At 59.2% G+C, this 24003-nt stretch carries 18 protein-coding genes and 1 pseudogene; 16 read left to right on the plus strand and 3 right to left on the minus strand.

What is annotated here, in order from left to right:
* Window positions 1–65: 65 nt before the first annotated feature.
* Entirely contained in the window at window positions 66–1916 is a 1851-nt protein-coding gene (locus ACSBQQ_RS00930; protein WP_071883829.1) for an SLC13 family permease, read from the plus strand.
* A 27-nt stretch (window positions 1917–1943) separates the two neighbouring features.
* On the opposite strand, the gene yfbR is transcribed toward ACSBQQ_RS00930, so the two are convergent.
* Both yfbR and ACSBQQ_RS00940 read right to left on the minus strand, forming a co-directional pair.
* Window positions 1944–2543 carry a 5'-deoxynucleotidase gene (yfbR, locus tag ACSBQQ_RS00935; protein WP_025303666.1) on the minus strand — a complete coding sequence of 200 codons (600 nt, stop codon included), beginning with the start codon at window positions 2541–2543 and terminating at the stop codon, window positions 1944–1946.
* Window positions 2544–2650: 107 nt separating this feature from the next.
* Entirely contained in the window at window positions 2651–3865 is a 1215-nt protein-coding gene (locus ACSBQQ_RS00940; protein ID WP_004936047.1) for a pyridoxal phosphate-dependent aminotransferase, read from the minus strand.
* Window positions 3866–4720: 855 nt separating this feature from the next.
* Between ACSBQQ_RS00940 and lrhA the strand changes: the two genes are divergently transcribed.
* From lrhA to nuoN, 14 genes and pseudogenes are all read left to right on the plus strand, one after another.
* The gene (lrhA, locus tag ACSBQQ_RS00945) at window positions 4721–5665 is read left to right on the plus strand and encodes a transcriptional regulator LrhA (RefSeq protein WP_033648047.1); all 945 of its coding nucleotides are present in this window, start codon (window positions 4721–4723) and stop codon (window positions 5663–5665) included.
* 707 nt (window positions 5666–6372) lie between these two features.
* The gene (nuoA, locus tag ACSBQQ_RS00950; RefSeq protein ID WP_025303663.1) at window positions 6373–6810 is read left to right on the plus strand and encodes an NADH-quinone oxidoreductase subunit NuoA; all 438 of its coding nucleotides are present in this window, start codon (window positions 6373–6375) and stop codon (window positions 6808–6810) included.
* Window positions 6811–6825: 15 nt separating this feature from the next.
* On the plus strand, window positions 6826–7500 hold the full coding sequence (locus tag ACSBQQ_RS00955) for a NuoB/complex I 20 kDa subunit family protein (RefSeq protein WP_004936039.1): 675 nt from the start codon (window positions 6826–6828) through the stop codon (window positions 7498–7500).
* 95 nt (window positions 7501–7595) lie between these two features.
* Complete coding sequence (nuoC, locus tag ACSBQQ_RS00960) at window positions 7596–9392, plus strand: NADH-quinone oxidoreductase subunit C/D (RefSeq protein ID WP_004936036.1); 1797 nt, start codon at window positions 7596–7598, stop codon at window positions 9390–9392.
* A 2-nt stretch (window positions 9393–9394) separates the two neighbouring features.
* On the plus strand, window positions 9395–9946 hold the full coding sequence (gene nuoE / locus ACSBQQ_RS00965) for an NADH-quinone oxidoreductase subunit NuoE (RefSeq protein WP_033635327.1): 552 nt from the start codon (window positions 9395–9397) through the stop codon (window positions 9944–9946).
* Window positions 9943–11289, plus strand: coding sequence for an NADH-quinone oxidoreductase subunit NuoF (gene nuoF, locus ACSBQQ_RS00970; RefSeq protein ID WP_033653762.1), 1347 nt, complete (start codon window positions 9943–9945; stop codon window positions 11287–11289). Before nuoE ends, nuoF begins: the two co-directional genes overlap by 4 nt.
* Before the next feature lie 76 nt (window positions 11290–11365).
* Window positions 11366–14096 (plus strand): annotated as a pseudogene (nuoG, locus tag ACSBQQ_RS00975) (NADH-quinone oxidoreductase subunit NuoG).
* Complete coding sequence (gene nuoH, locus ACSBQQ_RS00980; protein ID WP_004936022.1) at window positions 14093–15070, plus strand: NADH-quinone oxidoreductase subunit NuoH; 978 nt, start codon at window positions 14093–14095, stop codon at window positions 15068–15070. The pseudogene nuoG and the gene nuoH overlap by 4 nt, the downstream one beginning before the upstream one ends.
* A 14-nt stretch (window positions 15071–15084) precedes the next feature.
* The gene (nuoI, locus tag ACSBQQ_RS00985; RefSeq protein ID WP_025160170.1) at window positions 15085–15627 is read left to right on the plus strand and encodes an NADH-quinone oxidoreductase subunit NuoI; all 543 of its coding nucleotides are present in this window, start codon (window positions 15085–15087) and stop codon (window positions 15625–15627) included.
* A gap of 13 nt (window positions 15628–15640) precedes the next feature.
* Window positions 15641–16198: an NADH-quinone oxidoreductase subunit J gene (gene nuoJ, locus ACSBQQ_RS00990; RefSeq protein WP_019453717.1), complete on the plus strand. Its 558-nt coding sequence runs from the start codon at window positions 15641–15643 to the stop codon at window positions 16196–16198.
* Window positions 16195–16497 carry an NADH-quinone oxidoreductase subunit NuoK gene (gene nuoK / locus ACSBQQ_RS00995; RefSeq protein ID WP_004936014.1) on the plus strand — a complete coding sequence of 101 codons (303 nt, stop codon included), beginning with the start codon at window positions 16195–16197 and terminating at the stop codon, window positions 16495–16497. Before nuoJ ends, nuoK begins: the two co-directional genes overlap by 4 nt.
* Complete coding sequence (nuoL, locus tag ACSBQQ_RS01000) at window positions 16494–18341, plus strand: NADH-quinone oxidoreductase subunit L (protein ID WP_015378577.1); 1848 nt, start codon at window positions 16494–16496, stop codon at window positions 18339–18341. Before nuoK ends, nuoL begins: the two co-directional genes overlap by 4 nt.
* Window positions 18342–18436: 95 nt before the next feature.
* Window positions 18437–19966, plus strand: coding sequence for an NADH-quinone oxidoreductase subunit M (gene nuoM, locus ACSBQQ_RS01005; protein ID WP_025303660.1), 1530 nt, complete (start codon window positions 18437–18439; stop codon window positions 19964–19966).
* A 6-nt stretch (window positions 19967–19972) separates the two neighbouring features.
* Window positions 19973–21430: an NADH-quinone oxidoreductase subunit NuoN gene (gene nuoN / locus ACSBQQ_RS01010; RefSeq protein WP_033635324.1), complete on the plus strand. Its 1458-nt coding sequence runs from the start codon at window positions 19973–19975 to the stop codon at window positions 21428–21430.
* A gap of 59 nt (window positions 21431–21489) precedes the next feature.
* On the opposite strand, the gene ACSBQQ_RS01015 is transcribed toward nuoN, so the two are convergent.
* Window positions 21490–22365 carry a LysR family transcriptional regulator gene (locus ACSBQQ_RS01015; RefSeq protein WP_060427708.1) on the minus strand — a complete coding sequence of 292 codons (876 nt, stop codon included), beginning with the start codon at window positions 22363–22365 and terminating at the stop codon, window positions 21490–21492.
* 288 nt (window positions 22366–22653) lie between these two features.
* Between ACSBQQ_RS01015 and ACSBQQ_RS01020 the strand changes: the two genes are divergently transcribed.
* Window positions 22654–23889 (plus strand): MFS transporter, encoded by a 1236-nt coding sequence (locus ACSBQQ_RS01020; protein WP_033648041.1) that lies wholly within the window; start codon window positions 22654–22656, stop codon window positions 23887–23889.
* Window positions 23890–24003: the final 114 nt, after the last annotated feature.

The raw sequence follows: 24003 nt of genomic DNA on the forward strand, positions 1-24003 counted from the left end.
ACCCTAATTGATTAGACCCCGCTTCGGCGGGGTTTTTTTATGCTATTTTTTAGACCCTTGGATATTTGCCGGATGAGGCCGTTTTGAACAGCGAATTACTGTGGGTGCTGAGTTTACTGCTGATTGCCATCGTGCTGTTTACCACCAACAAGCTGCGTATGGACGTGGTGGCGCTGTTGGTGATCATCGCCTTCGTGCTGAGCGGCACGCTCAGCCTGCAGGAGGCGACGGTCGGTTTCAGCGATCCCAACGTGATTTTGATCGCCGCGCTGTTCGTGATCGGCGAAGGGCTGGTGCGCACCGGCGTGGCCTATCAGGTCGGCGACTGGCTGGTGAAAGTGGCCGGCAGCAGCGAAACCAAAATGTTGATGCTGCTGATGGTGACGGTCGCCGGGCTGGGCGCGTTCATGAGCTCGACCGGCGTGGTGGCGATCTTTATCCCGGTGGTGCTCAGCGTGACGGCGAGAATGAAGATTGCGCCGGGGCGGCTGATGATGCCGCTCAGCTTCGCCGGGCTCATCAGCGGCATGATGACGCTGGTGGCCACGCCGCCCAACATGGTGGTCAACAGCGAACTGGTGCGTGAAGGCATCCATGGTTTCGGCTTCTTCAGCGTGACGCCCATCGGTCTGGCGGTGCTGGCGCTGGGCGTCGGTTACATGCTGATCGCTCGGCGTTGGCTGGGCAGCGGTGACACGGGCAAAGCCGGCGATGACTGGCAGCGCCGAACCTTCCGCGATTTGATCCGCGACTACAAGCTGACCGGCCGCGCGCGGCGGCTGGCTGTCCGCAGCGCTTCGCCGCTGATCGGGCGTTCGCTGGATGAACTGCACCTGCGTGCGCGCTATGGCGCCAACGTGGTGGGCATTGAGCGCTGGAAACGCTTCCGGCGGGTGATGGTCAGCGCTTCCGGCAGCACCGAGCTGCGCGAGGGCGACGTTCTTTTAATCGACATGTCGGACAGCCAGGTCGATCTGCGCGAATTCTGCGGCGAGCAGCGGCTGGAGCCGATGGTGCTGCGCGGCGATTACTTCTCGGAACAGTCGCGCAACGTCGGCATGGCCGAAGTGTCGCTGATCCCGGACTCGGCGCTGCTGGGCAAAAGCCTGCGCGAAGCGGCGTTCCGCAGCCGCTACGATCTGAACGTGGTGGGCATCCGCCGCCACGGCGAGACGCTGGGCGGCAAGCTGGTGGACGAGCCGCTGGAGCTGGGCGACATCTTGCTGGTGATCGGCGACTGGAAGGCGATCCGTCAGCTGCAGGCCAAAACCCACGACTTTATCGTGCTCAACCTGCCGGCCGAGGTGGACGAAGTGGCGCCGGCCATCACGCAGGCGCCGCACGCGCTGTTTTGCCTGGCGCTGATGGTGGCGATGATGCTGACCGACGAAATCCCCAACCCTATCGCGGCGCTGATCGCCTGTCTGCTGATGGGCAAGTTCCGCTGTATCGATATGGAGAGCGCCTATAAATCGATCCATTGGCCGAGCATCATTTTGATCGTCGGCATGATGCCGTTCGCGCAGGCGCTGCAAAAGACCGGCGGGGTGGATCTGATCGTCAGCGGGCTGATGGACGTCGCCGGCGGCGCGGGGCCGCGCGTGATGCTGCTGTGCCTGTTCGTCTTGTGCGCCACCATCGGCCTGTTTATTTCCAACACCGCGACGGCGGTGCTGATGGCGCCGATCGCCATCGCCGCCGCGCGCGAAATGGGCGTTTCGCCATACCCGTTCGCGATGATTATCGCCATCGCCGCGTCCGCCGCCTTTATGACGCCGGTTTCTTCACCGGTCAACACGCTGGTGCTGGGGCCGGGCAATTACAAGTTCGGCGATTTCGTGCGTCTCGGCGTGCCGTTCACCCTGCTGGTGATGGCGGTCAGCGTGATTGTGGTGCCGTGGCTCTACGGCTTTTAACGGCGCAGCGAGGCTGCGCCGGCGGGGTTACAGCGAGCTGTCGAGGCTGATTTCGTCCAATGACAGGCTGAAGCTGGGGATGAACACGTCCATGAAGTAGTCCATTTCCGGGCTGCGGCGCTGTTCCAGGGTTTTATCCAGCCGCGCCTTGGCTAGGGTGAATTCGTTGTTGCCGGCAGAGAGTTCCTCCAGGCATTTCAGGTAGGCGCACAGTGCGTCTGCCTGCTTCACTACCTGCTTTTCATCTTCGCTGTAGTAGTGCTCATCGAGAATGGTGCGGAAATCGTTGCGCAGCTCCGCCGGGATCATGTCCAGCAGCTTTTGCTGGGCGATCTTTTCGATCTTCTTGTATTCGTGGGCGATCTGCGGATTGTAGTACTTGATCGGCGTTGGCATGTCGCCAGTGATCACTTCGCTGGCGTCGTGGTACATCGCCAGCAGCGCAACGCGGTCGGCGTTGAGGTTGCCGTTGAATTTGCGGTTTTTGATCACCGCCAACGCGTGGGCGACAAAAGCCACCTGCAGACTGTGTTCGGAAACGTTCTCGGTACGCACGTTGCGCATCAGCGGCCAGCGGTTGATCAGTTTCAGGCGGGACAGATGGGCGAAGAAATGGCTCTGGCTCATGGTGCTCTCTTTAACGGCAAGTGAGGGCCCCATTGTGAAGCAGTGACGGCGAATTTTGCAACCGGGCAGTGAGAGAAGGGCGCAACAAGGCGCTGCGCCCCAGGCGATTACTGGTGGTAGCCTTCGAGGAAGCGGCCCAGCTTGCCGACCGCCATTTCCAGCTCGTCTACGCGCGGCAGGGTGACGATGCGCACGTGATCCGGATAAGGCCAGTTGAACGCGGTGCCCTGCACCAGCAGCACTTTTTCCTGCAGCAGCAGATCCAGCACCAGCTTCTGGTCGTCGTGGATGTTGAAGCGCTTGGCGTCGATGCGTGGGAACATGTACAGCGCGCCCTGCGGCTTCACGCAAGAGACGCCCGGGATGTCGTTGAGCAGCTCCCAGGTGCGGTTGCGCTGTTCGTACAGGCGGCCACCGGGCTGAATGAACTCGCTGATGCTCTGATAACCGCCCAGCGCGGTCTGAATGGCGTGCTGCATCGGCACGTTGGCGCACAGGCGCATCGAAGCCAGCATCTCCAGCCCTTCGATATAGCCTTTGGCGTGCTTCTTCGGCCCGTTCAGCACCATCCAGCCCTGGCGGAAGCCCGCCACGCGGTAGGTTTTCGACAGGCCGTTGAAGGTGACGGTCAGCAAATCCGGCGCCAGCGCGGCGATCGAATGGTGCTCGGCTTCGTCATACAGGATCTTGTCGTAGATCTCGTCGGCGAAGATGATCAGGTTGTGTTGACGGGCGATCTCGACGATCTGTTCCAGCAGCGCTTTGCTGTAAACCGCGCCGGTCGGGTTGTTCGGGTTGATGATCACGATGCCGCGGGTGCGCGGGGTGATCTTGCTGATGATGTCGTCCAGATCCGGGAACCAGCCGGCCTGCTCATCGCACAGGTAGTGCACGGCCTTGCCACCGGACAGCGATACCGCGGCGGTCCACAGCGGGTAGTCCGGCGCCGGGACCAGCATTTCGTCGCCGCTGTTGAGCAGCGCCTGCATGGATTGGACGATCAGTTCCGAGACGCCGTTGCCAATGTAGATATCCTCAACGGTCACGTCACGCATGTTGCGCGCCTGATAGTGCTGCATGATCGCTTTACGCGCCGAGAAGAGGCCCTTGGAGTCGGAATAGCCTTGCGCCGTGGGCAGATTGCGGATCACGTCGACCAGGATTTCGTCAGGGGCGTCGAAACCGAACGGGGCAGGGTTGCCGATGTTCAGTTTCAGGACTTTGTTGCCTTCTTCTTCAAGACGTTTAGCTTCTTTAAGCACCGGGCCGCGAATGTCATAGCAGACGTTGTCCAGTTTGCTGGATTTCTCAATGGGGGACATAAAAAGTTGAGCCTTTTGCTGGGATAGGGGCGCTCCTACCGTGGGACGCCGCAACCCGCCCAATGTACTCCTGGCGTAGTTGCTTTTGAAGGGTTTTGCACGCCTTTGGTGCAAATGCATGTCGTAACGGGAGATTTTAGTTATGATAAGCAAAGGTAAAGTTATTTTGTGGTTCATAATTTCATGAACTATAATTTTACTAGTGTTTTGTTCTGTAAAATCCCGCATCGATAAAAGCGACGTGCCGGCGATCGCGGCCGGCAGCAGTGAACTGATAAGCCGAAAGTGAGAATGGGCTTCAATAAACTGTAAAGGAACGATAATACCGGAGTTGTCTGATAGCGGGTTGTCGGTTAGCGCACCACACTAAGAAAATGGCATATTTACATTAGCTTTACTTTATATTTTAGCTTAAGCATTGTTTATGTGGTTATAGGATTATTATTTAAAGTAAAAATCTTACTGATTGAATTTATTAAATTCATTGAGTAGTAACACGAAGTCGATATCGTTAATTATTTATCTTTTTTGCTCTGTAATGCAGTCTTAACGCCGGTTGATAAGGGTTCTCAGTAGCACGAATGGAGTGGAAATTAGGCAGTATGAATGAGTAAAATCTCAGGTTCGGTGGGGGTTTTCCCTTTCCACCGATATTCAACCCCCCGCGTTCTATAAGCACCATCGATAGATCGCATTTTAAAAAGCGATAGAGGTAACGAATCATAAGTAATTTTTTTGCCCTCCACTTATGAGTGGGGTACTGTCATAACAGGCTCCGTCCTTTTCAACGGCGTCTGAGAAACACACCAGGGTAGTAGTTCGTAAATTAGAATTTAAAAAAGTGAAGAATACACTATGACAACTGCAAATCGTCCGATACTTAATCTCGACCTCGATCTGCTAAGAACCTTTGTTGCGGTTGCTGATTTGAATACCTTCGCAGCGGCGGCCGTCGCCGTATGCCGTACTCAATCAGCCGTCAGTCAACAAATGCAGCGATTAGAGCAACTGGTCGGCAAAGAACTGTTTGCCCGCCATGGGCGCAACAAACTCCTGACTGAGCATGGTATTCAGCTTCTCGGTTATGCCAGGAAGATCCTGCGCTTTAACGACGAAGCCTGTACCTCGCTGATGTACAACAATATTAAAGGTGTTCTGACCATCGGCGCTTCAGACGACACCGCCGATACCATTCTGCCTTTCCTGCTGAACCGCGTGACCGCCATCTATCCGAAGCTGTCCATTGACGTGCGCGTAAAGCGCAGCACGACGATGGTCGATCTGCTGGAAGAGGGCGAGATCGATCTGGCGGTGACCACGGCCGATCCGGCCGGGCACCCGCACATCGTGCTGCGCACATCGCCGACGCTGTGGTACTGCGCCGCCGATTATCACTATCAGGCCGGCGAACCGATCCCGCTGGTGGTGATGGATGAGCCAAGCCCGTTCCGCGCGCTGGCGATCAAGCAGCTGGACGAAGCCGGTATCCCGTGGCGCATCGCCTACGTTGCCTCCACGCTGTCCGCGGTGCGGGCAGCCTGTAAGGCCGGCCTGGGCGTGACCGCGCGGCCGATCGAGATGATGAGCCCCGACCTGCGGGTGCTGGGGGCGGTGGAAGGTTTGCCGCCGCTGCCGGATACCCAGTATGCGCTGTGCAAAAACGCGCAGTGCAGCAATGAGCTGGCGATGGCCATCTTCAGCGCCATGCAGGGCGGCAATGACAGCTATGGCTTCAACGGCGCAGAGGCCGGTCTCCAGGGCGATCAGGATGACGCCAGCCTGGTGGACGAGGAAGAATAACGCCGTGGCGTGATATCTGATGAAAACCTCCGCTTCGGCGGAGGTTTTTTTTACCCTTTTTTTTGGGGTTTTTACTGTTATAGGGGTTTAATAACGATTTTGTTATGAGTTGGCTGTTTTACTAACTTTTAAGCGTTGCTGAAAAGAGAGTTTGGCCGGGTTTAAGACGTTGAGTGTGTTTTTTGAGCAATAAGATTGAATGGGTTAAAGGCATGGTAATAGAAGGGTTATTTTGTTAGCTTATAGCGGCCGTTTTTGCGGCTTAATTTGAGGAAAATTGTTAAAGGGCCACACTTTTTTTGAGGATTTATGCTGAAAACGTGTCCTGGATCAAAAAAATACCCCTAGGTAGTGAGTGGAAGAACAGGGAATTCCTGAGACAATGGTATAGTAAAACTGAAATGTGCACGTTGGTTTATATCTATCTGTTTCTACACAAAAATTAACTGACACGATTTAGCCAGCCCCTGGCGCATCAAATGTTAATCAAATGATACGTATGTAAACTAGTGTGTAGATACTTTTGTCAAAGTTGACAAAAGGTTATAGAAAGGAGTAAAAAGCCCACAGAAAAACGCTGCCTAACTCGCTGTAAAAGCAGTTTGTTTGTGTGGTTATTTATCCTTCCCTTAAATCGATGTGGCGCACTAACTGCCGGTGACAAGAGCAGCGCGATCGACGCCACTTTTGATGAGTAAGCATAGAGTATGTCAACAACCACTGAAGTTATCGCTCATCACTGGGCGCTCGCCGTATTTCTCGTCGTGGCTATCGGGCTCTGCGGCTTAATGCTGCTGGGTGCGTTCTTCTTGGGCGGGAGAGCCCGGGCGCGCGCCAAACACACCCCGTTTGAATCAGGCATCGACTCGGTCGGCACGGCGCGCATGCGCTTGTCCGCCAAGTTCTACCTGGTGGCCATGTTCTTCGTTATTTTCGACGTTGAAGCCTTATACCTGTATGCCTGGTCGGTCTCGGTTCGCGAGAGCGGTTGGGTAGGCTTTATCGAAGCCGCCATTTTCATTTTGGTGCTATTGGCCGGTCTGGTTTATCTGGTGCGCATCGGCGCGTTGGATTGGACTCCGGCGCGTTCCCAACGCCGCAGCAAACCGAGCACGATCACTAACACCAACAGTCATCCGCAGTAACAGCGAGGCATTAAGATGGACTATACGCTCACCCGCATAGACCCGAACGGTGAGAACGACCGTTATCCCCTGCAAAAACAGGAGATCGTCGCCGATCCCCTGGAACAACAGGTCCACCGCACGGTTTACATGGGTAAACTCGAACATGCGCTGCATGACATGGTGAACTGGGGGCGTAAAAACTCTATTTGGCCGTATAACTTCGGCCTTTCGTGCTGTTACGTGGAGATGGTGACGTCGTTTACCGCCGTTCACGACGTGGCGCGTTTCGGTGCGGAAGTACTGCGCGCCTCCCCGCGTCAGGCTGACCTGATGGTGGTGGCCGGTACCTGTTTCACCAAGATGGCCCCGGTCATCCAACGCCTGTACGAGCAGATGCTGGAACCTAAATGGGTGATCTCGATGGGCGCCTGCGCCAACTCCGGCGGCATGTACGACATCTATTCCGTGGTGCAGGGCGTGGACAAGTTCCTGCCGGTCGACGTGTACATTCCCGGCTGCCCGCCGCGTCCGGAAGCCTACATGCAAGCGCTGATGCTGCTGCAGGAATCCATCGGCAAAGAACGTCGCCCGCTGTCGTGGGTTGTCGGCGATCAGGGCGTTTACCGCGCCAATATGCAGTCTGAAAGAGAGCGTAAACACGGCGAGCGCATCGCGGTGACCAACCTCCGGACGCCTGACGAGATTTAAGACGTTCATTTAACGTCCATCTTAGTGCGCTATTGGTTAACACAGCGAAAAGTGAAACTTGCGGCGAATAACCCTTTAGTGTGGTGAAAAAAATTATGACAGATTTGACGACGCACGACGCCTTGCCTGCCTGGCAGACCCGAGATCACCTTGACGACCCGGTGATCGGCGAACTGCGCAACCGTTTTGGGCCGGAAGCCTTTACTGTTCAGGCCACCCGTACCGGCATGCCCGTGGTATGGGTTAAACCTGACCAGTTGCTGGAAGTAATGACGTTCCTGAGAAAACAGCCGAAGCCGTATGTCATGCTGTTCGATCTGCATGGCGTGGACGAACGTCTTCGCACCCACCGCGATGGCCTGCCCGCTGCGGATTTCTCCGTTTTCTACCATCTGATTTCCATCGAACGCAACCGCGACATCATGCTGAAGGTGGCGCTGTCTGAAAAAGACCTGCACGTGCCGACGGCGACCAAGGTGTTTCCGAACGCCAACTGGTATGAGCGCGAAACCTGGGAAATGTTCGGTATCACCTTCGACGGCCACCCGCACCTGTCGCGCATCATGATGCCGCAGACCTGGGAAGGGCACCCGCTGCGCAAGGACTACCCGGCGCGCGCCACCGAATTCGATCCTTTCGTGCTGACCAAGCAGAAAGAAGATCTGGAGATGGAAGCGCTGACCTTCAAGCCGGAAGACTGGGGCATGAAGCGCGGCACCGAGAACGAAGATTTCATGTTCCTCAACCTCGGCCCGAACCACCCGTCCGCGCACGGTGCGTTCCGCATCATTCTGCAACTGGACGGCGAAGAGATCGTCGACTGCGTGCCGGATATCGGCTATCACCACCGCGGCGCCGAGAAGATGGGCGAGCGCCAATCCTGGCACAGCTACATTCCGTACACCGACCGTATCGAGTACCTCGGCGGCTGCGTGAACGAAATGCCTTACGTGCTGGCGGTCGAGAAGCTGGCCGGCATCAAGGTGCCGGAGCGTGTCGACACCATCCGCGTGATGCTGTCCGAGCTGTTCCGCATCAACAGCCACCTGCTGTACATCTCCACCTTCATTCAGGACGTCGGCGCGATGACCCCGGTGTTCTTCGCCTTTACCGATCGTCAGAAAATCTACGATCTGGTGGAAGCGATCACCGGTTTCCGTATGCACCCGGCCTGGTTCCGCATCGGCGGCGTCGCGCACGATCTGCCGCGCGGCTGGGATCGCCTGCTGCGTGAATTCCTCGACTGGATGCCGAAGCGTCTGGACTCCTACGTGAAAGCGGCGCTGAAGAACAGCATCCTGAAAGGCCGTTCCATCGGCGTAGCGTCTTACAACGCCAAAGAAGCGCTGGAGTGGGGCGTGACCGGCGCCGGCCTGCGCGCCACTGGCGTCGAGTTCGACGTGCGTAAATGGCGTCCGTACTCCGGCTACGAGAACTTCGACTTCGAAGTGCCGGTTGGCGACGGCACCAGCGACTGCTACACCCGCGTGATGCTGAAGGTGGAAGAGCTGCGCCAGAGCCTGCGCATCCTCGAACAGTGCCTGAACAACATGCCGGAAGGCCCGTTCAAGGCCGATCACCCGCTGACCACGCCGCCGCCGAAAGAGCGCACGCTGCAGCACATTGAAACGCTGATCACCCACTTCCTGCAGGTTTCCTGGGGCCCGGTGATGCCAGCCAACGAATCATTCCAGATGATTGAAGCCACCAAAGGGATCAACAGCTACTACCTGACCAGCGACGGCAGCACCATGAGCTACCGCACCCGGGTACGTACGCCGAGCTTTGCGCACCTGCAGCAGATCCCATCGGTCATCCGTGGCAGCCTGGTTTCCGACCTGATCGTCTATCTGGGTAGTATCGATTTTGTTATGTCAGATGTGGACCGCTAATTATGCACTCTCAAAAAGACAATCACGCAGTCAATGATGCGCTCGAGCCCATCAACGCAGCCGCTCCTCAGAGCGGCGTTGATGCATTTGTACTGAGTGCGGAAGAACGTGATGCGATCGAGCACGAAAAGCATCATTACGAGGATCCGCGCGCCGCTTCCATCGAAGCACTGAAAATTGTGCAGAAGCAGCGCGGCTGGGTTCCGGACGGTGCGATTTACGCCATCGCGGAAGTGCTGGGCATCCCCGCCAGCGACGTAGAAGGCGTGGCCACGTTCTACAGCCAGATTTTCCGTCAGCCGGTAGGACGTCACGTGATCCGTTATTGTGACAGCGTTGTTTGTCACATCACCGGTTACCAGGGCATTCAGGCCGCTATCGAGAAGAAGCTGAACATCAAGCCGGGTCAAACCACCTTTGATGGCCGCTTCACGCTGCTGCCGACCTGCTGTCTGGGCAACTGCGATAAAGGGCCGACCATGATGATTGATGACGACACTCACAGTCAGCTGAAGCCTGAAGATATCGAGACGCTACTGGAGCAGTATCAATGACCAAGCACATTGTACGCACTCCCGAAACGCATCCGCTGACCTGGCGGCTGCGTGATGACAAGCAGCCGCTGTGGCTGGACGAATACCGCAGCAAAAACGGCTATGCCGGCGCAGAAAAGGCCCTCAAAGGCCTGGCCCCGGACGAGATCGTCAACCTGGTGAAAGACTCCGGGCTGAAGGGCCGCGGCGGCGCGGGCTTCTCCACCGGTTTGAAGTGGAGCCTGATGCCGAAGGACGAATCCATGAACATCCGTTACCTGCTGTGTAACGCCGATGAGATGGAGCCGGGCACCTATAAAGACCGCCTGCTGATGGAGCAGCTGCCGCACCTGCTGGTGGAAGGCATGCTGATCTCCGCGTTCGCGCTGAAAGCCTACCGTGGGTACATCTTCCTGCGCGGTGAGTACATCGAAGCGGCGGCGCACCTGCGTCGCGCCATCGCGGAAGCCACCGAGGCCGGCTATCTGGGCAAAAACATTCTCGGCACCGGATTTGATTTCGAGCTGATCGTGCACACCGGCGCCGGCCGTTACATCTGCGGCGAAGAAACCGCGCTGATCAACTCGCTGGAAGGCCGCCGCGCCAACCCGCGCTCCAAGCCGCCATTCCCGGCCAGCGCCGGCGTGTGGGGCAAGCCGACCTGCGTCAACAACGTCGAAACGCTGTGCAACGTACCGGCCATTTTGGCGAACGGCGTGGAGTGGTACACCGGCATCTCCGGCAGTGAGGACAAAGGCACCAAGCTGATGGGCTTCTCCGGCCGGGTGAAAAATCCGGGCGTTTGGGAGCTGCCGTTCGGCACCACCGCGCGCGAGATCCTGGAAGACTACGCCGGCGGCATGCGCGACGGTCTGCGCTTCAAAGCCTGGCAGCCAGGCGGCGCGGGGACCGACTTCCTGACCGCCGATCACCTCGATCTGCCGATGGAATACGGTGCGATCGGCAAAGCCGGCAGCCGTCTCGGCACCGCGCTGGCGATGGCGGTAGACCACGAGATCGGCATGGTGCCGCTGGTGCGTAACCTGGAAGAGTTCTTCGCCCGCGAGTCCTGCGGCTGGTGTACGCCATGCCGCGACGGCCTGCCGTGGAGCGTGAAGATCCTGCGTGCGTTGGAAAACGGCGAAGGGCAGCCGGGGGATATCGAAACCCTCGAACAGCTGTGCCGTTCCCTCGGCCCGGGCAAAACCTTCTGCGCCCACGCGCCAGGTGCCGTAGAGCCACTGCAAAGCGCGATTAAATATTTCCGTGAAGAGTTCGAGGCGGGCATCGCCGTGCAGCACTTCAGCAACGCCCATGCGATTGGCGGCATTCAGCCGAACAATCTGCTGAAGCAGCGCTGGTAAGCCGACTCGCCCGAACACGGCCAGAATTTTTGATTAACGCCTGCCGCAAGGCAGGCCACTTGGAAGCATGCTGACTATGGCTACGATTCATGTAGACGGCAAAGAGTATGAGGTAGACGGAGCGGACAACCTGCTGCAGGCTTGTCTCTCCCTCGGCCTTGATATTCCTTACTTTTGCTGGCATCCGGCGCTGGGAAGCGTCGGCGCTTGCCGCCAATGTGCGGTAAAGCAATACCAAAACGCGGAAGATACGCGCGGCCGTTTGGTGATGTCCTGTATGACCCCGGCATCCGATGGCACCTTCATCTCCATCGATGACGGCGAAGCGAAGCAGTTCCGTGAAAGCGTGGTCGAGTGGTTGATGACCAACCACCCGCACGATTGCCCGGTCTGTGAAGAAGGCGGTAACTGTCACCTGCAGGATATGACGGTAATGACCGGCCACAGCTTCCGCCGCTACCGCTTCACCAAGCGCACCCACAACAACCAGGAGCTGGGGCCGTTTATCTCGCACGAGATGAACCGCTGCATCGCCTGCTACCGCTGCGTGCGTTACTACAAAGACTATGCGGACGGCACCGACTTCGGCGTGTACGGCGCGCACGACAACGTCTACTTCGGTCGCCCGGAAAGCGGCACGCTGGAAAGCGAGTTCTCCGGCAACCTGGTGGAAGTGTGCCCGACCGGCGTATTCACCGACAAAACGCACTCCGAGCGCTACAACCGTAAATGGGACATGCAGTTCGCGCCGAGCATTTGCCAGCAGTGCAGCATCGGCTGTAACACCAGCCCGGGCGAGCGCTATGGCGAGCTGCGCCGTATCGAAAACCGTTACAACGGCAGCGTGAACCACTACTTCCTGTGCGACCGCGGCCGCTTCGGTTACGGCTACGTCAACCAGAAAGATCGTCCGCGTCAACCGCAGCAGCTGCGCGGCGATGACTGGATCACCCTGAACGCCGAGCAGGCGATGCAGGGCGCGGCGGACATCCTGCGTCAGGCGAAGAAAACCATCGGCATCGGCTCCCCGCGCGCCAGCCTGGAAAGCAACTTCGCACTGCGCGAGCTGGTCGGCGCCGAGAACTACTACACCGGTATCGCTCAGGCGGAGCAATCACGCCTGGCGCTGATGCTGAACGTGCTGAAGAACGGCGGCGTCCATACGCCGGCGCTGCGTGAGATCGAAGATTACGACGCGGTGCTGGTGCTGGGCGAAGACCTGACGCAAACCGGCGCGCGCATCGCGCTGTCTGTGCGCCAGGCCGTCAAGGGCAAAGCCCGCGCGATGGCGGCGGCGCAACGCGTTGCCGACTGGCAGATCGCGGCGGTGCAGAACATCGGTCAGCACGCCAAGTACCCGCTGTTCACCACCAACGTCGACAACACCCGTCTGGACGACATCGCCGCCTGGAACTACCGCGCGCCGGTGGACGAGCAGGCGCGCTTCGGCTTCGCCATCGCTCACGCGCTGGACAGCGCGGCGCCGGCGGTGAACGATCTGGCTGAAGGCCTGAACAAGAAAGTCGATATCATCGTGCAGGCGCTGACCGGCGCACGCAAACCGCTGATCGTGACCGGCAGCAACGCTGGCAGCGAAGCCATCATCGAAGCGGCGGCCAACATCGCCAAAGCGTTGAAGGGCCGCGGTTCCGATGTCGGCATCACCTTCGTGGCGGGCGCAGCCAACAGCATGGGCCTGGCGATGATCGGCGGCGGTTCGCTCGATCAGGCGCTGGAACAGCTGGCGAGCGGCGCAGCCGACACCGCCATCGTGATGGAAAACGATCTCTATCGCCATGCGCCGGCGGCGCAGGTGGATGCGGCGTTGGCCAAGGTCAACAATCTGATCGTCGCCGACCACCAGCGCACTGCGATCATGGACAAAGCCAACCTGATCCTCTCCTCGGCCAGCTTCGCCGAGAGCGACGGTACGCTGATCAACCAGGAAGGCCGCGCGCAGCGCTTCTTCCAGGTATACGATCCGGCTTACTACGACGACGCCAAGAAGAATCAGTTCACCGTGATGCTGGAAAGCTGGCGCTGGATGCACTCGCTGCACTACCAGCCGCCACGTGGACTGGACCCAGCTCGATGACGTGATCGCCGCTTGCGTTGCCGCGTTGCCGCAGCTGCAGGGCATCGTCGACGCCGCGCCGGACGCGACTTTCCGCATTCGCGGTCAGAAGCTGGCGCGTTCGCCGCACCGCTCCAGCGGCCGTACCGCCATGCGCGCCAACATCAGCGTGCACGAGCCGCGTCAGCCACAGGATAAAGACACCATGTTCGCCTTCTCGATGGAAGGGAACAACAGCCCGTTGGCCGATCGTCAGCAGATCCCGTTCGCCTGGGCGCCAGGCTGGAACTCACCGCAGGCATGGAACAAGTTCCAGGCCGAAGTGGGCGGCAAACTGCGCCATGGCGATCCGGGCGTGCGCCTGATCGAAGCGGGGGAGGGCAGCCTCGGTTACTTCGATCGCGTGCCTGCCGCGTTCAATCCGGTCGACGGCTGGCGTGTCGCGCCTTACTACCACCTGTTCGGCAGCGACGAAATGTCGCAGCGCTCTCACGTGATCCAGCAGCGCATGCCGGAAGCCTACGTGATGGTCAACCCGGCCGACGCGGCGACGCTTGGCGTCAACGCGGGCAGCCTGGTGGAGTTCAGCTGTGCGGGCCAGACCCTGCGTCTGCCGGTGCGTCTGAGTGAAACCCTGACCCAGGGACAGGTTGGTTTGCCGCTCGGCTTGCCAGGGATCCCGCCGATCTTGGTGGGTGCTAAGGTAGACAATCTGCGGGAGGCGGCACGATGAGCTGGTTTACCCCTGAGGTGATCGACATTCTGATCGCCATTCTTAAAGCGGTCGTGATCCTGTTGGTGGTCGTGGCGTGCGGGGCATTCATGAGCTTCGGCGAACGCCGCCTGCTCGGCCTGTTCCAGAACCGCTACGGACCGAACCGCGTAGGCTGGGGCGGCTCGCTGCAGCTGGTCGCCGACATGATCAAAATGTTCTTCAAGGAAGACTGGGTGCCGAGATTCTCCGACCGGGTGATCTTCACCCTGGCGCCGATGATCGCCTTTACTTCCCTGTTGCTGGCATTTGCCATCGTGCCGGTCAGCCCGACCTGGGCGGTGTCCGATCTCAACATCGGTATTCTGTTCTTCCTGATGATGGCCGGCCTGGCGGTGTACGCCGTGCTGTTCGCCGGATGGTCGAGCAACAACAAATACTCGCTGTTGGGCGCGATGCGCGCCTCCGCGCAAACTCTGAGCTACGAAGTGTTCATCGGTCTGTCGCTGATGGGCGTGGTGATGCAGGCGGATTCGTTCAACATGCAGGCCATCGTTGAATCCCAGGCGCACGTCTGGAACGTCATTCCGCAGTTCTTCGGCTTCGTGACCTTCGCGATCGCCGGCGTGGCGGTGTGTCACCGTCACCCCTTTGACCAGCCGGAAGCCGAGCAGGAACTGGCCGACGGTTACCACATCGAATATTCCGGCATGAAGTTCGGTCTGTTCTTCGTGGGGGAATACATCGGTATCGTCACCGTGTCCGCCCTGATTGTGACGTTGTTCTTCGGCGGCTGGCAGGGTCCGTTCCTGCCGCCATTCATCTGGTTCGCGTTGAAAACGGCCTTCTTCATGATGATGTTCATCCTGATCCGTGCCGCGCTGCCGCGTCCGCGTTATGACCAGGTGATGTCCTTCGGCTGGAAAGTGTGCCTGCCGCTGACGCTGCTGAACCTGCTGGCAACCGCCGCGGTCATTTTGTACAACGCTCAATAAGGGGTGAATAAACCATGACATTGAAAGAGTTAGTGGTTGGTTTCGGCACCCAGGTGCGCAGCATTTGGATGATTGGCATGCATGCCTTCGCCAAGCGCGAAACCCAGATGTATCCGGAAGAACCGGTTTACCTGCCGCCGCGCTACCGCGGCCGCATCGTGCTGACGCGCGATCCGGACGGCGAAGAGCGCTGCGTCGCCTGTAACCTGTGTGCGGTTGCCTGCCCGGTCGGCTGTATCTCGCTGCAAAAAGCGGAGCAGAAAGACGGCCGTTGGTATCCGGAGTTCTTCCGCATCAACTTCTCGCGCTGCATTTTCTGCGGCCTGTGCGAAGAGGCTTGCCCGACTACCGCTATCCAGCTGACGCCGGATTTCGAACTGGGTGAGTACAAGCGTCAGGATCTGGTGTACGAAAAAGAAGATCTGTTGATCTCGGGGCCGGGTAAATATCCGGAATATAACTTCTACCGGATGGCCGGTATGGCGATTGACGGCAAAGCCAAAGGCGAAGCCGAAAACGAAGCCAAACCGATCGACGTCAAAGGTCTGTTGCCCTAAGGAGCCAGCAAGCATGGAAATTGCATTTTACCTGGCAGGTTTGATTGCGGTGGCCGCGACGATTCGCGTGATCACCCATACCAACCCTGTGCATGCGCTGCTGTATCTGATCGTCTCGTTATTGGCGATCTCGGCAGTCTTCTTCTCGCTCGGCGCCTACTTTGCCGCCGCGTTGGAAATCATCGTCTATGCGGGCGCCATCATGGTGCTGTTCGTGTTCGTGGTGATGATGCTGAACCTCGGCAACGTGCAGCAGCAAGAGCGCGACTGGATGAAGCCGACGGTGTGGATCGGGCCTGGCCTGCTGTCGCTGGCGCTGCTGGTGGTATTGATCGTCGCGATCCGCAGCGTATCCGACCAGGGTATCAGCGGCGAGATGGTCGACGCGAAGGCGGTGGGCATCAGCCTGTTCGGGCCTTACGTACTGGCGGTTGAGCTGGCTTCAATGCTGCTGTTGGCGGGTCTGGTTGTCGCCTTCCATATCGGCCGCGAGCACAAGCCTGGCGAGGTGCTGAGCAACGCGCCGGCGAGTGGCGAAATGGCGAGAAGAAAATCGGAGGAGCAAGCATGATCCCTCTTCAACACGGCCTGATCCTGGCGGCTATCCTGTTTGTGCTCGGGCTGACCGGGCTGCTGGTGCGCCGCAACCTGCTGTTTATGCTGATCAGCCTGGAAGTGATGATCAACGCTGCGGCGTTGGCGTTTATCGTGGCGGGAAGCTACTGGGGCCAGGCGGACGGGCAGGTGATGTACATCCTGGCGATCAGCCTGGCGGCAGCCGAGGCCAGTATCGGCCTGGCGCTGCTGCTGCAGCTCTACCGTCGTCGTCATACCCTGAATATTGATACTGTCAGTGAGATGCGCGGATGAACCTATTATATTTAACAATTCTGCTACCGCTGATCGGGTTCCTGCTGTTGGCATTTTCCCGCGGTCGTTGGTCTGAGAACACGGCGGCTACCGTCGGCGTGGGCTCTATCGGCCTGGCTGCGCTGGTCACGGTGTATGTGGCGATGGATTTCTTCGCCCAGAAAGCCGCCGGCGTGCAGCTGTTTGAGCAAAGCCTGTGGACCTGGATGGCCGTCGGCAACTTCAATATCGGCGTGACCCTGGTGCTGGACGGCCTGTCGCTGACCATGCTGTCGGTGGTCACCGGCGTCGGCTTCTTCATCCACATGTTCGCCTCCTGGTACATGCGCGGTGAAGAGGGCTACTCGCGCTTCTTCGCTTACACCAACCTGTTTATCGCCAGCATGGTGGTCTTGGTGCTGGCGGACAACCTGCTGCTGATGTATCTGGGTTGGGAAGGCGTGGGCCTGTGCAGCTACCTGTTGATCGGCTTCTACTACAAAGATCCGGCCAACGGCGCGGCGGCGATGAAAGCCTTCATCGTGACCCGCGTGGGCGACGTGTTCCTGGCGTTCGCGCTGTTCATCCTCTACAACGAGCTGGGCACGCTGAACATCCGCGAGCTGATGATCCTGGCGCCGCAGAAACTGGCGGTGGGCGATACGGCCATCACCTGGGCGACCCTGATGCTGCTGGGCGGCGCGGTCGGTAAATCGGCGCAGCTGCCGTTGCAAACCTGGTTGGCGGACGCGATGGCGGGCCCAACCCCGGTTTCCGCACTGATCCACGCGGCGACCATGGTGACCGCGGGCGTCTATCTGATCGCCCGTACGCACGGCCTGTTCCTGATGGCGCCGGAAGTGCTGCACCTGGTGGGCATCGTCGGTGCGGTCACCCTGCTGCTGGCCGGCTTCGCCGCGCTGGTGCAGACCGACATCAAGCGCGTGCTTGCTTACTCCACCATGAGCCAGATCGGTTACATGTTCCTGGCGCTGGGCGTGCAGGCATGGGACGCGGCGATCTTCCACCTGATGACCCACGCGTTCTTCAAGGCGCTGCTGTTCCTGTCGTCCGGTTCGGTGATCCTGGCTTGCCACCACGAGCAAAACATCTTCAAGATGGGCGGCCTGCGCAAGAGCATCCCGCTGGTGTACGTCTGCTTCCTGGTGGGTGGCGCGGCGCTGTCTGCGTTGCCGCTGGTCACGGCCGGCTTCTTCAGTAAGGACGAGATCCTGGCGGGCGCGATGGCCAACGGCCACATCAACCTGATGGTGGCCGGCCTGGTCGGCGCATTCATGACCTCGCTGTACACCTTCCGTATGATTTTCATCGTGTTCCACGGCGAAGAGAAAATCAAAGCGCATGCCGGTAAAGGCATCACTCACCACCTGCCGCTGCTGGTTCTGCTGGTGCTGTCCACCTTCGTCGGCGCGATGATCGTGCCGCCGTTGCAGGGCGTGCTGCCGGAGACGACCGAGCTGGCGCACGGCAGCGTGCTGACGCTGGAAATCACCTCCGGCGTGGTGGCTATCGTCGGCATTCTGCTGGCGGCCGCGCTGTGGCTGGGCAAACGCAGCCTGGTCAACAGCATCGCCAACAGCGCGCCGGGGCGTTTCTTCTCGACCTGGTGGTTCCATGCCTGGGGCTTCGACTGGCTGTATGACAAAGTGTTCGTCAAGCCGTACCTGGGCATTGCGAAGCTGCTGCAGCGCGATCCGCTGAACTCGCTGATGAACCTGCCGGCCGTCTTCTCCCGCTGGGGGAACCGCGGTCTGACGGTGAGCGAGAACGGTCAGGTGCGTTGGTATATAGCGTCTATGGGTGTGGGTGCAGTGGTCGTATTGGCTCTGTTGATTTTGGTTTAATTGAATAATTTAAACAGACGCATTTTTCGGGCGTAGCGCCGGGCAGGCGCTACGTACAAAGTTTGAAATTATTCGTATAAGGGACACAAAACGCCATGCTATTACCTTGGCTAATTCTTATCCCCTTTATCGGCGGTCTGCTGTGCTGGCAGCTTGAGCGCTTCGGTACTAAGGTGCCGCGCTGGATAGCGCTGATCGCAATGGGGCTGACGTTGGCGCTCTCTCTGCAGCTGTGGATGCAGGGCGGCTATACCTTGACCACGCCGAAAGGCATTCCGCAGTGGCAGAGCGAATTCCTGCTGCCGTGGATCCCGCGCTTCGGCATCTCCATCCACCTGGCGCTGGACGGCCTGTCGCTGCTGATGGTGGTGTTGACCGGTCTGCTGGGCGTGCTGGCGATCCTCTGTTCCTGGCGTGAAATCCAGAAGTATCAGGGCTTCTTCCACCTCAACCTGCTGTGGATCCTGGGCGGCGTTATCGGCGTGTTCCTCGCCATCGACATGTTCCTGTTCTTCTTCTTCTGGGAAATGATGTTGGTGCCGATGTACTTCCTGATCGCGCTGTGGGGCCACAAGGCGTCGGACGGTAAAACCCGCATCACCGCGGCGACCAAGTTCTTCATCTACACCCAGGCCAGCGGTCTGGTGATGCTGATTGCGATCCTGGGCCTGGTGTTCGTGCACTACAACGCCACCGGCGTGTGGACCTTCGATTACGAAGACCTGCTGCAAACGCCGATGTCCCACAACGTGCAATATCTGTTGATGCTAGGCTTCTTCATCGCTTTCGCGGTGAAAATGCCGGTGGTGCCGCTGCACGGCTGGTTGCCGGACGCGCACAGCCAGGCGCCGACCGCAGGTTCCGTCGATCTGGCGGGCATCTTGCTGAAAACCGCGGCCTACGGCCTGCTGCGTTTCAGCCTGCCGCTGTTCCCTGAGGCTTCGCACGAGTTTGCGCCAATCGCCATGTGGCTGGGCGTGATCGGCATCTTCTACGGCGCCTGGATGGCGTTCGCGCAGACCGACATCAAGCGTCTGATCGCCTACACCTCGGTCTCGCACATGGGCTTCGTGCTGATCGCCATCTACACCGGCAGCCAGTTGGCTTATCAGGGCGCGGTGATCCAGATGATCGCGCACGGCCTGTCCGCCGCCGGTATGTTTATCATCTGCGGCCAGCTGTATGAGCGCCTGCATACCCGCGACATGCGTCAGATGGGCGGCCTGTGGGGGCGTATCAAGTTCATCCCTGCGCTGTCGCTGTTCTTCGCCGTGGCTACGCTGGGGATGCCGGGTACCGGTAACTTTGTCGGCGAATTCATGATTCTGTTCGGCAGCTACCAGGTGGTGCCGGTGATCACCGTGATCTCCACCTTCGGTCTGGTGTTCGCTTCGGTTTACTCGCTGATCATGATGCAGCGCGCTTACTACGGTGCGCCTAAATCCGACCAGCCGCTGCAGGGCATGACCGCGCGCGAACTGTTCATCATTCTGCTGCTGGTGGTGTTGCTGGTTCTGCTGGGGGTTTACCCGCAGCCGATTCTGGATACTTCCAACGCGGCGATGAGCAACGTGCAACACTGGTTTGGTTCGTCAGTTTCAGCAATTTCAACAACAAGGCCGTAATTCGCCATGACAATAACTCCTCAACAACTGATCGCACTGCTGCCGCTGTTGATCGTCGGATTGACGGTGGTGGTTGTGATGCTAGGCATTGCGTGGCGACGCGACCACTTTATCAACGCCACCCTGACCGTGATCGGTCTCAACCTGGCGCTGCTTTCGCTGTACTTTGTCGGCCAGGCAGGCCCAATGGACGTCACCCCGCTGCTGCGGGTTGACGGTTACTCGATGTTCTACACCGGGCTGGTGCTGCTGGCGAGCCTGGCGACCTGCACCTTCGCCTATCCGTGGCTGGTCGGCTATCCGGATAACCGCGAAGAGTTCTACCTGCTGGTGCTGATCGCCGCCATGGGCGGCATCCTGCTGGCGAGCGCCAACCATCTGGCTTCGCTGTTCATCGGTATCGAGCTGATCTCGCTGCCGCTGTTCGGCCTGGTGGGCTACGCCTACCGCCAGAAGCGCCCGCTGGAAGCCGCCATCAAGTACATGCTGCTGTCCGCCGCCGCGTCGTCGTTCCTGCTGTTCGGCATGGCGCTGCTGTATGCCGAATCCGGCGATCTGTCGCTGGCCGGCCTCGGCAAGAGCCTGCAGGAAAACATGATGCACCAGCCGCTGATCCTGGCCGGTATGGGCATGATGATCGTCGGTCTGGGCTTCAAGCTGTCGCTGGTGCCGTTCCAACTGTGGACGCCGGACGTGTATCAGGGCGCGCCTGCGCCGGTCTCGACCTTCCTGGCGACCGCCAGCAAGATCGCGATCTTCGCGGTCGTGATGCGTCTGTTCCTGTATGCCCCGGCCGCCGACAACGAAGCGCTGCGCATGGTGCTGTCGATCATCGCGTTCTGCTCTATCTTGTTCGGTAACCTGATGGCCATCAGCCAGACCAACATCAAGCGTCTGCTGGGCTACTCGTCGATCGCTCACCTGGGCTACCTGCTGGTAGCGCTGATTGCGGTGCAAACCCACCAGCTGTCGCTGGAAACCGCCGGCGTTTACCTGGCCGGTTACCTGTTCAGCAGCCTGGGCGCCTTCGGCGTGGTCAGCCTGATGTCCAGCCCGTACCGCGGCCCGGATGCGGATTCACTGTTCTCTTATCGCGGTCTGTTCTGGCATAAGCCAATCTTGTCCGCGGTGATGACGGTGATGATGCTGTCGCTGGCCGGTATCCCGATGACGCTGGGCTTTATCGGCAAGTTCTTCGTGATCGCGATGGGCGTCAGCGCGCATCTGTGGTGGCTGACCGGCGCGGTTGTGGTAGGCAGCGCCATCGGCCTGTACTACTACCTGCGCGTGACCGTCAGCCTGTTCCTCAGCGCGCCGGAATCGCTGCAGCGCGATACCCCGAACAACTGGGCGTTGACCGCCGGTGGCGTCGTGGTGCTGATCTCAGCCGCGCTGGTGCTGCTGTTGGGGGTCTATCCACAGCCGCTGATTTCGCTGGTGCAGATGGCGCAGCCGACGTTCTGATAACGCTTCAGACGGTAAAAAGGTCGCTTCGGCGACCTTTTTTTATGTGGAAACGGCACTCAGCCGTAATGGACGTTAAACGAGGTTTCCAGCGCCTGCACCACCGCGCGCACGCGGGCGGCGCGTTGCAAATCGGGATGCAGCACCAGCCAGATACCCACCCAGTCTTTGTTCTCCGGCAACAGGCGCACCAGCTCCGGGTCTTTGTCCGCCAAAAACGCGGAGAGCAGGCCGATGCCCAGCCCGCTGCGGGTGGCGGAACGCAGCAGCAGCTGCGAATTGCATTGCAGCACCACGTTGGGCTCGTGCAGGGCCTCGCCGCAGAAATTGTTCCAGTGGCGCGGCACCAGATCGCGCGGGAACATCAGCAGATCGTGGCCGCGCAGCTGCTCGCCCCTGAGCGGCATGCCGCGCCGTGCCAGATAGTGTGGGCTGGCGTACAGACCCATTTCGATGGTGGCTAAGCGTTTGATGATCAGCTCATCGTCATCGGGGCGGGCGCCACGGATCGCCAGATCCGCGCCGTGGTAAGAAATATCGGCGATGTTGACCGCCGTCAACAGCGTGACGGTGATGGCGGGGTAGCGTTCCCGCAGATCTTGCAGCGCCGGCATCACGAAGGCTTCGGCCAGGGTATCGGTGGTGGCGATGCGCACGTTGCCGCTCAGGCTTTCGTCACCGCTGGCGGCTTTGCGGTTGATCGCCTGCACCGCATTTTCCATCTTCATCACGTCCGCCAGCATTTGCTCCCCCAGCGGGCTGAGGGCGAAGGATTTCGGCGTGCGGATAAACAGCTTGGAGCCGAGCGCATCCTCGAAAGCGGACAGCCGTCGACCGACGGTCGCCTGATCGACATGCAGCTGGCTGGCGGCTTTGCGTAGCGTGCCGCAGCGCGCGACGGCCAAAAAGAAGCGCGCGTCGTCCCAATTTATCATGCCATTTCCTCTCTGCAGATTTGTCGGCGCCGTAGGAAACAGGCCGGGCCGGACGAATGATAACGGGTTATATCATAAAGCGTTGCTCTGCCCTGGGGGAGAGAAAGACGGCTAGCGGCCTGCACATCGGCGGTTATTTCTCCGGTGATGCAAGAATGCATCAGGGTGATTCATTCTTGACGATACTTCGCCCGTCGCCGTAACGCTATGATAAGCGCCGTTCCCGGCCCGCCGGGTGAGAAAGATGTCGATGGCAGGCCGCCGTCTGCCGACTTTGGGAGTTTAAACATGTCAGAAAATACCGCCAGCCAGATCGCGGCGCCGCAAAATGCTCAGGCGTCGCGCAGGACCATTTTATTGTTCCTGGCGCTGGCTTTGATGTCGGCATTGCTGAACAGCAGTGCGCCGACGCCGCTTTATCCGCTGTATCAGCAGCAGTTTGCGCTGAGTTCCGTCAGCCTGACCGTTGTTTACGGTGCCTACGCCGCCGGCGTACTGATCTCTTTGTTCGGCGTCGGCAATCTGGCCGGCAAAGTGAAGGATTTGCGCAGCGTGATCGTGCCGGCATTGCTGGTGGTGTTGAGCGGTGCGCTGCTGTTTGCGCTGGCGGATACCTTTGTCATGATGCTCATGGCGCGACTGCTGGCCGGGGTGGGCACCGGGGCATTGACCGGGGCGGCAAACATCGCCCTTGTGCGTTTTGGGCCACAAGACGGCGGTAAAAACGCCGCGCTGATCGCCACGTTGTCCTTTACCACAGGGTTGGCGCTGGGCCCGATCTTCAGCGGCATCGCTTTGCAGACCGGTTTTCATCCCACGACGCTGCCGTTCGTTTTCATCATGATCATTGCCGCCGTGGCGGCGTTGGGCGTGATGTTCTCGTGGCCGCGTGGCGTGGTCGCGGCGCCGACCCGCGCTGCGCCGACGGCGACAGAAAAAAGCACGCTGCTCGATGGCCTGCGCGCCACCGGCGGTAAATTCTTTGTGTGTGCCGGGGCGCTGTTTATCTGTTGGGCCCTGGCCGCCAGCATTTTGGCTATTGGCCCCAGCGTGGCGGAAACGCTGTTAGGCATGCACCAGCGGGGCGTCTTTGGCTATGCGATTGCGGTGTATCTGTTGATCGCCGGTATTAGCCAGATCCTGAGCCGCCGCCTTAACGCCCGTCATTCGCTGTTGTTCGGTTGCCTGGCGCAGGTGCTGGCGGCGGTGGTATTCGCTGCGGCGATCCAATGGCATTCACTGTGGCTGGCGGCTGCGGGCCTGGTGGTGGCCGGCTATGCTTACGGCGCCATTTTCGTCGGCAGCGCGACCCTGGTAAACCTGATTTCGCCGCCGGCCAGCCATGCGCGTTTGCTTTCACTGTTTTACGTTATCGCTTATATCGCCAACTGGGTGCCGATCTTGCTGGGGATCGTGGTCGACCGTGTCGATCTGCAGCAGGCAACCCATCTGCTATTCCTGAGCAGCACCACGGTATGCCTGTTGTTGGCATGGATGACGGTACGTGTAGGGTTCCCACGTTAATAATTTTGTGATGTATGTCTCTTTTATTTAATTAATCATTCTTTAATTGCATTTATATTGTGATTTTAATCACATGAAATAACCGGCTTTCGGGTAAACTGCGCGCTTTCTTTT

It is taken from the genome of Serratia sp. G204Y, assembly GCF_051172435.1.
Taxonomy (GTDB): Bacteria; Pseudomonadota; Gammaproteobacteria; order Enterobacterales; family Enterobacteriaceae; genus Serratia; species Serratia sarumanii.